This is a genomic window from Polynucleobacter sp. MWH-Jannik1A5 (genome assembly GCF_018881795.1).
Lineage (GTDB): Bacteria > Pseudomonadota > Gammaproteobacteria > Burkholderiales > Burkholderiaceae > Polynucleobacter.
In genome coordinates, this window is sequence record NZ_JACVPQ010000001.1 from 1,576,653 (window position 1) to 1,588,488 (window position 11,836).

Consider the following 11,836-nt stretch of genomic DNA (forward strand, 5'->3'; position numbering starts at 1 on the left):
GGGGAATTCATGGCTAAGCAAATAATTCTCGTTCCAGATATTGGCGACTATTCCGATGTGCCTGTTATTGAAGTGCTGGTTAAGGTTGGTGATGTAATCGAAAAAGAGCAGCCTTTATTAGTCCTAGAATCAGATAAGGCAACTATGGAAGTGCCAGCAGATGCTGCGGGCACTGTCACCAGTATTGCAGTCAAGCTCGGGGATAAGGTCAGCAAGGGTTCTGTGATCATGGAGATTGAAGCTAGCGGTGCAGTACCTGCACCTCAACCAGCTCCAGTAGCAAAATCTGCCGCACCAGCGGCCCCAGCTGCACCAGTCATGACAGCAGCACCGATTGCTGGTCAATACAGTGGCAAAGTTGATCACGAATGCGAAGTATTGGTTTTGGGTGCCGGCCCTGGCGGTTATAGCTCAGCGTTTCGTAGTGCTGACCTAGGCATGAATACTGTTCTAGTAGAGCGTTACCCAACGTTGGGCGGCGTTTGTTTGAACGTAGGCTGCATTCCCTCTAAGGCGTTGCTCCATACGACTTCAGTCATGGATGAAGTCAAGACTATGGCGAAGCACGGTATTACTTTTGGTGCTCCGAAGATTGAGATAGATCAGTTGCGTGGTTACAAAGAATCTGTGATTGCTAAGTTAACTGGCGGTCTTGCTGGAATGGCCAAGGCTCGCAAAGTAAAAGTAGTGCGCGGCCTAGGTAAGTTCTTAGACGCAAACCATGTCGAGGTTGAGCTAACCGACGGTACTGGACAAGATCTCACTGGCAAAAAAGAAGTGGTCCGCTTTCAGAAAGCCATCATTGCTGCTGGTAGTCAGCCAGTGAAGTTACCTTTCTTGCCTGAAGATCCACGGATCGTTGATAGTACTGGCGCCTTATTGCTCAAAAGTATTCCAAAGCGCATGCTGGTCATCGGCGGCGGCATTATTGGCTTAGAGATGGCTACGGTCTACAGCACACTAGGTTCACGCATTGATATTGCAGAGATGATGGATGGCCTTATGGCTGGTGCTGATCGTGATTTGGAAAAAGTCTGGGAGAAATTTAACGCCGGTCGTTTTGAAAAAATCATGCTCAAGACCCGTGCTGCTAAAGCAGAAGTGAAGCCTGATGGCATTCAAGTGAGTTTCGAAGGCGAGAACGCTCCTGCTCAACCACAAACTTATGACTTGGTATTAGTTGCAGTGGGCCGCACTCCAAATGGCAAGAAGATAGACGCCGGTAAAGCAGGTGTGCAGGTCGATGAGCGCGGATTTATTCCGGTGGATAAGCAAATGCGTACCAATGTCGCCAATATCTTTGCGATTGGCGACTTAGTAGGTCAACCGATGTTGGCTCACAAGGCGGTGCACGAAGGTCACGTCGCTGCTGAAGCTGCTGCTGGTGAGAAGTCTTACTTCGATGCGAAGCAAATTCCATCGGTTGCCTACACTGATCCCGAAGTGGCTTGGGCTGGTTTAACGGAGGAGCAGTGCAAAGCTCAAGGTATTGCTTATGAGAAGGGTTTATTCCCATGGGCGGCTAGTGGACGCGCGATTGCTAACGGACGTGATGAAGGTTTCACAAAACTCATTTTTGATGCAACTACCCATCGCATTATTGGTGGCGGTATTGTTGGTACACATGCCGGTGATTTGATCGGTGAAGTGTGTCTGGCAATTGAGATGGGTGCTGATGCGGTAGATATTGGTAAAACAATTCATCCACATCCAACCCTTGGTGAATCAGTGGGTCTTGCAGCTGAGGCAGCCCATGGCCATTGCACTGATCTGCCACCAGTAAAAAAGAAATCCTAAAAGAACGCGTAGAAGAAATTACGCAAGAAAAAAGCCCCGAGTGATCGGGGCTTTTGCATTACAGAGTGCTCTGCGGTAATTTACTTCTTCTTCGCGGTTTTGCTAACAGTATCAGCGGCCTTTAATACAGTTTCTGTAGCGCTATTGAGATTGGTTTGAGCAACTTCAACCGCATGCTTTACAGCCTTCTGACTAGTCTCAAATACATTGTTCGCAGAAGCAATAGCTTGCTTCATGGCTTGAACAGCTGCATCAGATCCTGCAGGCGCATTCTTAGTCCACTCTTCTACCAAAGAATTGATTTTCTTTTGGCCTGCTTGAAATTCTTTTTCAGCAGATTGAGTAAAGCTGTTTTGAGTTTCGTGGGCTAACTCGTATAAGTGACGGCTATAAGCCATAATTTTTTCTGCCATTGGCTGTACAGCTTCTGCTTGATGAGCAAGTAATTGCTGAATGTCTTTTACTTCCAATGCTTTTTTAGCGCTATTCATACTATCGCTCAAGCTTTGCTTAGCAATATGCATATTGAGCTCTACTAATTTTTCAATGCTTTGTAGGGCTTGATTAGTCAATCCGCTCAAAGTCTCTAAGTTCGCTTTTTGTGCTGCTGCAAGTTGTTCTGGAGTTAAGTTCATTTCAGTCTCTTTCCGTTTGAGTTTGATCTGTGGCTTGATTTTGTCTTTAGGCTTTTGCCTAATGTACTCTCTTTGGCGAATTATATGGCATATATGTTGCGTTGCAGCATATGTTCCTAAACTTGGATATAAATAGGGTAGATGGGTAAAAGCGCCTAAAATCATGGATTCAGTAAAAAATCCTAATAATTTCAGCAAGTTACTCATGAAGCTTACGCTAGACAACGCGATTGCCCCGATATTTGTGCTCATTTGGAGTACAGGTTTCGTGATTGCACGTTTAGCAATGCCTTATGTTGAACCAGCAACCTTTTTGTTTTGGCGTTTTGCAGGTGTTTTAGCGGCAATGGCAGCGCTTAGCTTGGTTTGGAGAATCACTTGGCCTACCTGGTCTCAAATCAAGCATATCGCCGTTGCCGGCATCCTACTTCAGTTTGGATATTTACTGGGCGTATGGTTTGCCGTCAGACTGGGAATGACTGCAGGTTTGGTGGCCATTATTGTTGGGCTTCAGCCAATTGTGACAGCCTGGTTTGCTGCTTGGATTTCCGAGAAGGTATCGCCGCGTCAGTGGATTGGCTTGGGATTTGGTTTTGCTGGTGTCGCCCTAGTGGTGGCTGAAAAGATTGGTTTTATGCATATTCCTTTGGCGAGTTATGCGCTTGCATTTGCTGGACTACTCTCGATTACCTTTGGCACTTTGTATCAGAAGAAATATTGCCCAGTATTCGATCTACGTGCCGGCTCCTCTATTCAATTCGGTGTTTCAGCGGTGCTGTGCTTTATTTGTATGTATTTGTTTGAATCAGGCGAGATGGTCTGGAATCCCTCTGTTGTTGGAGCGTTGCTCTGGGCTATCTTCCCCTTATCAATAGGATCAATTAGTTTGTTGTTCATGATGATTCGTAAGGGAGCCGCTACTAAAGTTACTAGCTTTCTCTATTTAGTGCCGCCGACAACTGCTGCAATGGCTTGGCTGTTGTTTGATGAGCCATTTACCTTGTTGATGGCCGTTGGTTTATGCCTAACGATGACGGGTGTGGTGCTGGTAAATGCACGTCAAGCTAATACCGTAGCGACTATTGCAGAGTAAGGATGCTGGCTAGTATTAATTTTGGTGAATGAAATACCTAGATTGGGGCGAATAAAACTGCCTTGTCTTAGGAAATTAATTATCATTCCGTATGTTGAAAGTTTTGGAAGGTATTTTGGGATGCGTTTGAATCGATTTTGGCTCTTTGCCGTAGCGGTATTTTTTGCAGTTGGCGCTTTAGCGAATGCGCCTGCAATTGCTGCCAATAAAGATAAACAGCAAACCAAAACAAGTGCTAAAGCCGCTACCAAGACAAGCAATAAGGCTGCCAAGAAACCCAAAACAGTTCGCGTAACGGTGACACGTTCATCGGAGCCCGTTATTCCTGCAAGACCATCTCTTGCAACCGCATTAGGCTTACGCGGACAACACGATGAGCTCAATCTCAAATCCAGCGTGGCAATGGTAGTCAATCAAGATACCAAAGAAGTGTATTTTGAAAAGAACCCTTCAGTAAGTTTGCCAATCGCTTCTATTACCAAGTTAATGACAGCGATGGTGGTATTAGATTCTCATATGCCCCTAGATGAAACTTTAGTCATTAATTCTGAGGATGTACAAAGTTATCGCTCTTCGCGTTTAGCTGGCGGTACTGTTTTAACTCGCGAAGAAGCCTTGTTATTGGCTTTGATGTCCTCTGAGAACCGCGCTGCATATACCTTAGGTAGAAATTATCCTGGTGGCGTTTCATCATTTGTGGGTGCCATGAATCGCAAAGCCAAAGAGCTTGGCATGGACCATTCTCACTTTGCGGATCCAACTGGTCTGATGAGTGAGAACGTTGCAACAGCAGAAGATCTGACGCGCATGCTCAATGCAGCCTATCAATACAAAATGATTCGTGAGTTTTCAACCTGGCCAGATTTGACTATGGTGATTGCAAAACGTCCGCAGAAATTCTTGAATACCAATCGCCTAGTGCGCTCTGGTGATATGAATATCGGCCTACAAAAAACCGGCTTTATTAATGCCGCTGGTAAATGTTTGGTGATGCAGGCAAGAGTGAATAACACACCGTTGTTATTGGTTTTCTTGGATTCTGTTGGAACACAATCGCGCTTTGCTGATGCCGTGCGTGTCCGCGATTGGTATGAGCGAATGCCTCCTGGGGCACAGCCAATTCGTCGCTTAATGTAAGACTAGCTTGTGCTGCCTGGTTCGGCAGATTTGGGCTTAAAGCCCATGCCCTTCGAGATCTGTAGGGCAGTTTCTTGTAGGGCGCGCAGCCAGTCCGCCTGAATACGATCGGTTGGTGCGCTTAAGGAGAGGCCGGCAACTAATTTTCCTGTGTCATCCAAAATAGCGGCTGCTAAACAGCTCACGCCCAACTCTAATTCTTCATCATCACGAGCGTTACCTAGTTTACGAACTTGATTGAGTTCAGCTTCGAGTTTGCCTAATTCCGTAATACTGTTTCGAGTGTGTCCAGATAAACCAGTGCGCGTGACATATGCACGAACCTGGCCAGGATCATCGCTAGCTAAAAAGAGTTTGCCAACCGAGGTCAGGTGCAAGGGTGCGCGTCCACCAATCGCGCGAACGACTTGCATTCCTGAGCGCTCGCTATAAGCGCGATCAACATAAACGATTTCATCGCCTTGGCGAACAGATAGGTTCACTGTTTCACCGGTGAGCTTATGCAGGGTGCGCATTGGGAGTTGCGCTGCTTCACGTACTGACAATCTGGCTTTGACTAAATTGCCAAGCTCTAAGAGTTTTAAACCAAGACGGTAAGTGCCACCATCACCACGCTCAACTAGTCTGCAAGCAACCATGTCATTCAAAATGCGGTGGGCAGTAGAGGGGTGCAAGCCAGTTAATTCAGCAAGATTTTTGAGGCTACTAGAGTCTTCTTGATCGGCCAACGCATCCAGTAAATTCATCATGCGCTCCACCACCTGGATGGCAGTTTTGCCAACCTCACCGGTAGATTTAGAGGTTTTGATAGTTTTGCTAGTGCTCATAGGGCTTATTGTAGCGATTTCATATCAAATTGCATATTATGAAATCCCATTTTATAGGCCTAGCAATGGAAAAACACCCACTTAGGACTGTCTAAGACGGTATTAGGGCTGTCTTAGGGCGGCAGCGCACTCATCGACTAAATCTGGACCTCGATAGATCAAGCCACTGTACAACTGGACTAGGCTAGCGCCTGCCATGATCTTTTCTCGGGCATCGGCGCCGGACAGGATTCCACCCACGCCAATAATCGGAATTTGATTGCCCAGTCGTGCTTTTAATGCTTTGATCACGATATTGGAAGCATTACGAACAGGTGCTCCAGATAGGCCGCCAGCTTCTTCGCCAAACTCCATGCCTTTGACTGCATCACGGGAGATGGTCGTGTTGGTAGCAATGACTGCATCGATACCAAACTCCAGAAGAAGGTCGGCAATCAGATTGATATCGCCATGATCCAAGTCCGGCGCAATCTTGAGGAAGAGTGGTTTACGTACGCCGTAGCGATCGCATAAACGTTTTCTGGCTTCATCCAAACTTCCTAATAATTCACGGAGCATTGCTTCGCCCTGTAAGGCACGGAGATTTTGAGTATTTGGAGAAGAGATATTGACAGTAATGTAAGTGGCAATTTCGTAAACAGCTTCCATCGCCAAGACATAATCACGAGAGGCTTCTTCAATTGGTGTGCTGGCATTCTTGCCGATATTCATGCCAAGAACACCACCGCTTTGCCAAAATTTAGAGCGCCGTACTCTGCTTACACAGGCATCAACGCCATCGTTATTAAAGCCCATGCGATTGATGATGGCCTGCGCTTCTGGTAAGCGAAACATTCTTGGCTTAGGATTGCCTGGCTGTGGGCGAGGGGTGACAGTACCAATCTCTAAGAACCCAAATCCTAATGCAGCAAGCGCATCAATGTGTTTGCCATCTTTATCTAAGCCGGCAGCCAGACCAACAGGGTTTGGAAACTCGATACCACATAGCATTTGTGGATCATTGATAGGCTTGGTAACCAAGCGCTCTAATAATCCCCAGCGCTGCGCGCGATCCATATTGCTTAAGGTGAGGTTATGCGCCTTCTCAGGGTCTAGACAAAAAAGCCAAGGGCGCAAAAGAGAATAACGATCGATCATGGGTAGATATTATGACTCAGAGAGCGGTTGCCAATGATCGTCGATTAGACCTTCCATTGGCTGATACTTCACTTTGTACGACATCTTGTTGCTTTCTTTGATGTAGTACCCCAGGTAGAGGTAGGGTAAGCCTAAGGCGCGTGCTTGCTCGATCTGCCATAGGATGCTGTAGCTGCCATAGCTTGCTGAATGGCTTGAGGTGTCATAGAAGGTGTAAACCGAAGAAATGCCTTGTTCCAAAATATCGATCATGCTGACCATGCGTAATCGACCCGGATGTGGATCATGAGGACCATCTCGAAACTCAACAATGCGCGAGTTCACCCGACTTTGTAATAAAAATTGCATGTACTGATCTTGATCATCGCTATCCATATCGCCACCTTCATGACGTTCATGTTGATAGCGCTGATAGAGTTGGTAATGCTCTTCTTGGTAGCCTAGATTTAATACGGAGGCTTCGAGGCCAGCGTGTTTCTTCTGGGCGCGACGCTGACTACGTGAGGGTATAAATTCATTCACCAAAATACGTGTCGCAACACAGGCTCTGCATTCATCACAATAAGGTCTATAGGTATATAGACCGCTTCGCCTAAAGCCGGCATTCAATAAATCACTGTACACATCTGCATGTATCAAATGTGATGGCGTGGCTACTTGTGAGCGAGCTGTCCTGTTTGGTAGATAGCTACAAGCGTAGGGAGCAGTCGCATAAAACTGCAGTGTAGTTAAAGGAAGTTCTTTAAGCTGGGTCATAGCCAGTGATGCAGGATAGTTTTATCAAAAGTCCAAGATTTATCAATCTTAGTTTGATTTAAAGATATTTGCAGTTGCTCTAAAAAGATTTGCCGAGGAATGGGTGCGGCGCCCAGGGAATGGAGGTGGGCTGTCTCTTGTTGACAGTCAATCATGTGCACTCCATTTTCTAAGCACCAGGCGCTTAGGGCTGCCAAGGCGATTTTGGAGGCATTCGTCTTGCGGCTAAACATGGACTCACCAAAAACCATGGCCCCAAAAGAGACGCAATAAAGTCCACCCATCAGCTGTCCATTCTCTGTTACAGCAATACTGTGGGCATTACCTTGCTCATGTAATGCGGTGTAGGCATCCATAATTTCATGGGTGATCCAGGTGCCATCTTGATCTTTACGGGCACTCGTTGCACAAGAACGGATGACTGCGCCAAAATCTGCGTCAACTGCTATTTGGGAATGGGCGTCTTGACAAAAGAGGCGAATAATTTTTCGTAAGGACTCACTGCATTTAAAGTCTTTTGGCTTAAGAACCATCCTCGGATCTGGTGACCACCATAAAACTGGTTGATTGTCGGAGTACCAGGGAAAAATGCCTTGTTGATAGGCGCGTGCGAGTTGACCTGGATATATTTGCTCACTGACCGCAATCAATCCAGGAACACTAGGATCCGGATCAGCCTCCAGTAGGGGGTTTGGAAAAGGGTCGTGTGGCCCTAGCCAGGCAATCTGACCCATGTCGACTCTTTAAATTCTCTCGGATGGCAAGACATCACGACTACGCACATGAAACTCTTTGCCAGCAACCAAGTTACCTGCAGCGCGGTCTGCAAAAAACCACTCTAGGGTCTGCTTCACCGTGGGGAAAGCTAAATCCTCCCAGGGAATCTCGTGTTCAAGAAAAAGAGCCACTTCAAGACTCTCTTCGCCAGCTGAAAACTCTGGAGTACTCATCGTCGCTAAATAGAAAAGATGGACTTGCTCAGCATGCGGCACATTCAGTAGGGAGTATAGCGGTCCAATTTCGACAACAGCACCAGCCTCTTCCAGTGTTTCGCGAGCAGCTCCATGACTTGTGCTTTCGCCAAGTTCCATAAACCCCGCGGGAAGCGTCCAATATCCATGACGAGGTTCAATTGCTCTGCGACATAAAAGCACTTGCTGGCCATATACCGGAATGCTACCTACTACATTACGAGGATTTTGATAGTGAATGCTGCCACAAGCGTCGCATACATGGCGCTCACGAGAATCATCGGCCGGAATTTTGATCGTCAATACAGCGGCACAGTTAGGGCAATACTTCATACTGACTTTCTAAAAATGGGCTTTGATGGCACCGCGGAGGGCATTACTAAGAATAATCTCATCCGCCATTGAAACATCATTAATAGTCAGGTTGGCTTCACGGGCATTCATTTTGGGATCAGCAAGCAAAGCGGCACGCATGACACCAGGCAAAAGACCGGCGGAGACAGGTGGCGTAAGCCATTCTGAGCTATCTTGAGATTTAACAAAAATGCTAGTCCTACCACCCTCTGTCACAAAGCCTTGCTCATTACAGAAGAGGGCATCAAAACCACCTAACTTAGTAGCTTCTTGCCATGCTTGATCGTAAAGAGTTCGTTCGCTAACCTTGTGTCTCAGTAGTGCATCCCCTGAATACATCGTTACGTCACCAGGCAGGATGTCTTTAGCCCAGAAGATTTTGACTGGTTCATTTGTCTGATGAATGACGGCGCTTGAAACAGAAAGTTCTCCATTAGCTGCGAGATCGAGTCTTAAGCGATGCGACAAGTTTTTATCAAAAGACGTACAGGCCTCCAGAATCAACTTTTCTGCAGTCGCAATATCAAAGGAAATTCTTAAAGCAAACGCAGATGCTTGTATGCGCTGTAAGTGCGATTGAAGTCTCTGCGGCTCACTATGAATCACAGCAATCGTTTCAAATAAGCCTGTAGCACTGGGAAGATCCATCAGAAAAGCCGATTTAATATGGCATTCCTGCCATTCTTCCTTGGTATTCGAGTCATTGGTAATGCCAGCACCTATTCCCAAGGCAAAGGAGGATGCATGCGACTGACGATCCACAGCAATTTCAACAGTACGAATGGGTACGCTAAATGCAAAGTTGCCATTGGGATCGAGCCAGCCTAACGCGCCACAGTAGTAACCACGATCTTCGGGTTCAAGCTCTTGAATAATCTCCATGCTGCGCTTCTTTGGGGCGCCAGTAACAGAGCCGCATGGAAAAACAGCCTTAAAAATATCAAATAGACCAACGTCAGGTCTGATCTGACCTTGCACAGTGGAGGTCATCTGCAAGACATCACCATGTCTTGCAACTTCAAATAAATTGGGTACGGTTACCGATCCCGGTAAAGAGACGCGACTGAGATCATTGCGGAGTAAGTCAACAATCATGACATTCTCTGCTTGATTCTTGGGGTCATCAGATAAAGCACTTGGAACCGCAGATAAAGCGCTAGCAGTACCTTTCATGGGCATGGCTTTTAAAGTATCACCATCACGCGCAATAAACAGTTCTGGGGACTGAGACAGTAGAAAATTACCATCATGTTCCAGATAAGCGCCAAATCTCCCTGGCTGCCTATCTCGCAGGCGACTATATAAGGCTAAAGGCGCTCCATAGGTTTCACCCTTAATGCGATAGGTGTGATTAATTTGGTAGCTATCACCACTGCGGATATATTCCTGAATCGCAGCCATATCAGCATTAAAGCGATCTTCGGATATAGACTCTTGTACATTGATGACGCCAGAGCAGCACTCTGAAGCACCAAGTAATGCCAGTTTTTTCGCAATGCAGAGATCTACATCCTGTTTAGAGAGTTTTGTGAAGCTCGAGAAAGCCCAGGCTTCAATTAATGGATGTGGTTCATCAGATAAAGATGGTCTCTGGGGAAGCTTGTGTATTTGTCTGCCTAATTCATAAGCAAAAGCAGCGACAACATATTCACCCTTGGCTAGAGACGCAGATATCTCAGAAAAGCATTTTTGGGTTGCAGATAAATCTAGAACGTCATCACCAGTCGGGAGTACGCGCCAGTAGTGGAGCACATTTTCATAAAGGCGACTGGTAGGTGAGGCCGCGGTGCTTTGCGCATCATCGAGCAAAATCATCGCGGCTTACCTGGTAACGTCTGATTACTTGAGAATCGTGGCAGATTCGATGGTGACAGTTTTGGTCGGAACATCGGCCATTCTGCCCATACGAGGTGCTGGCGCAACCATCGTAGGTATCTTGCGAATCGCATCAATCGTTTGTGTGCCTGAGATGACTTTGCCAAACACGGTATAGCCATTACCCATTGCATTTGGATAATCTAATCCGGTATTGTCTTTAACGTTAATGAAAAACTGAGAAGTGGCTGAATCGGGATCGGATGTACGGGCCATCGCAATGGTGTAGATATTATTTTTTAAGCCGTTTTGTGCCTCAGAAACTACTGGAGCATCAGTTGGTTTTTGGTTTAAGTCTGCAGTAAAGCCGCCGCCCTGAATCATGAAGCCATCAATCACACGATGAAAGATAGTGCCGTTATAAAAACCGCTCTTCACATAGTTTAAAAAATTAGCAGTGGTCTTAGGTGCTTTAACGTCATCTAACTCCACCACAAAATTACCCATGGTTGTTTTAAATTCCACCTTTGGTCCAGCAAATGCCACTTGACTGGAGAGGCAGGCAACTGCAACAACGAGGGCGGCGAATAGCTTACGCATATGAACTCCTTAAACAAGATAAAAATGACTTGAGTTGATTGTATTGCTCAATACCGCAGGGCGGGTAAATGGAGTGGTGCCCTTAACTCAGGCCATTGGGAACATTGCCAGCATAGGCGTAAGAGGCTTCGCCAAACATGCCTGGCCTGGCAAGGTAATCCAAAACCCAATCAATAGTGTCGACACCCCAAAAGCAGTGTTGATTGACAACCAGAGCGGGAACTCCAAAAGCACCATCCGCCTTTGCTTGATTGGTATTGGCAATCAGTTTTGCCTTTACCTCTGGGCTTTCAGGTTTAGGGGTGTCTATAGGCAGACCTAAGTAGGTACAAAACTCTGGCCAAGATAGATTGGGATCCTTGCCTTCCACCCAAACATAATCAAAGGCGCGCTCAACCATTGGCCAGTCTGCATTTTGTTCAACCAGAAGACGTTGTGCTGCAACCGTCATAAATGGATGGTGTTCCGGAAAGCGAAAGGGGATACCTATTTTCTCTGCTTGCCAGACACAGAACTGATAAGTGTGTGGACGTTTGGCGGCCACCTCACCCGGACCCTTATTTTCGGCAGCACGGAGTAGGCCGCCCAACAGAATCGGAACGGGTTTGATGTCTAGCTTACCTTCGAGACGCTGTCTTTGCTTAACGTAAAGATAAGCAAATGGCGAAACAATGTCGTAATAAAAAGTAGCCGGAGTTTTTGTGCTCATATGGC

The 11,836-nt window shown here is 46.5% G+C and carries 12 protein-coding genes; 3 read left to right on the top strand and 9 right to left on the bottom strand.

Going from position 1 to position 11,836, the window contains the following annotated elements:
* Nucleotides 1-9: 9 nt before the first annotated feature.
* Nucleotides 10-1,797 (top strand): dihydrolipoyl dehydrogenase, encoded by a 1,788-nt coding sequence (gene lpdA / locus ICN23_RS08020; protein ID WP_216231643.1) that lies wholly within the window; start codon nt 10-12, stop codon nt 1,795-1,797.
* Between the two features lie 80 nt (nt 1,798-1,877).
* Here the strand turns inward: lpdA and ICN23_RS08025 are convergent, their stop codons facing one another.
* Nucleotides 1,878-2,432: a phasin family protein gene (locus tag ICN23_RS08025; protein ID WP_216231644.1), complete on the bottom strand. Its 555-nt coding sequence runs from the start codon at nt 2,430-2,432 to the stop codon at nt 1,878-1,880.
* Nucleotides 2,433-2,637: 205 nt separating this feature from the next.
* Between ICN23_RS08025 and ICN23_RS08030 the strand changes: the two genes are divergently transcribed.
* Both ICN23_RS08030 and ICN23_RS08035 read left to right on the top strand, forming a co-directional pair.
* The gene (locus ICN23_RS08030) at nt 2,638-3,525 is read left to right on the top strand and encodes a DMT family transporter (RefSeq protein WP_216231977.1); all 888 of its coding nucleotides are present in this window, start codon (nt 2,638-2,640) and stop codon (nt 3,523-3,525) included.
* 120 nt (nt 3,526-3,645) lie between these two features.
* Entirely contained in the window at nt 3,646-4,662 is a 1,017-nt protein-coding gene (locus tag ICN23_RS08035) for a serine hydrolase (protein WP_216231645.1), read from the top strand.
* A 2-nt stretch (nt 4,663-4,664) separates the two neighbouring features.
* On the opposite strand, the gene ICN23_RS08040 is transcribed toward ICN23_RS08035, so the two are convergent.
* From ICN23_RS08040 to ICN23_RS08075, 8 genes are all read right to left on the bottom strand, one after another.
* Nucleotides 4,665-5,489, bottom strand: a complete 825-nt coding sequence (locus ICN23_RS08040) for an IclR family transcriptional regulator (protein WP_216231646.1) — start codon at nt 5,487-5,489, stop codon at nt 4,665-4,667.
* Between the two features lie 102 nt (nt 5,490-5,591).
* On the bottom strand, nt 5,592-6,626 hold the full coding sequence (locus ICN23_RS08045; protein WP_216231647.1) for a quinone-dependent dihydroorotate dehydrogenase: 1,035 nt from the start codon (nt 6,624-6,626) through the stop codon (nt 5,592-5,594).
* Nucleotides 6,627-6,635: 9 nt separating this feature from the next.
* The gene (locus ICN23_RS08050) at nt 6,636-7,382 is read right to left on the bottom strand and encodes an arginyltransferase (RefSeq protein ID WP_216231648.1); all 747 of its coding nucleotides are present in this window, start codon (nt 7,380-7,382) and stop codon (nt 6,636-6,638) included.
* Nucleotides 7,379-8,116: a leucyl/phenylalanyl-tRNA--protein transferase gene (gene aat / locus ICN23_RS08055; protein WP_216231649.1), complete on the bottom strand. Its 738-nt coding sequence runs from the start codon at nt 8,114-8,116 to the stop codon at nt 7,379-7,381. Before aat ends, ICN23_RS08050 begins: the two co-directional genes overlap by 4 nt.
* Before the next feature lie 9 nt (nt 8,117-8,125).
* A complete protein-coding gene (locus ICN23_RS08060; protein ID WP_216231650.1) occupies nt 8,126-8,686 on the bottom strand; it encodes an NUDIX hydrolase in 561 nt (186 codons plus the stop codon).
* 9 nt (nt 8,687-8,695) lie between these two features.
* A complete protein-coding gene (locus ICN23_RS08065; protein WP_216231651.1) occupies nt 8,696-10,522 on the bottom strand; it encodes a bifunctional chorismate-binding protein/class IV aminotransferase in 1,827 nt (608 codons plus the stop codon).
* A gap of 24 nt (nt 10,523-10,546) precedes the next feature.
* A complete protein-coding gene (locus tag ICN23_RS08070) occupies nt 10,547-11,122 on the bottom strand; it encodes a peptidylprolyl isomerase (RefSeq protein WP_216231652.1) in 576 nt (191 codons plus the stop codon).
* A gap of 82 nt (nt 11,123-11,204) precedes the next feature.
* Complete coding sequence (locus ICN23_RS08075) at nt 11,205-11,831, bottom strand: 2-hydroxychromene-2-carboxylate isomerase (RefSeq protein ID WP_216231653.1); 627 nt, start codon at nt 11,829-11,831, stop codon at nt 11,205-11,207.
* Nucleotides 11,832-11,836: the final 5 nt, after the last annotated feature.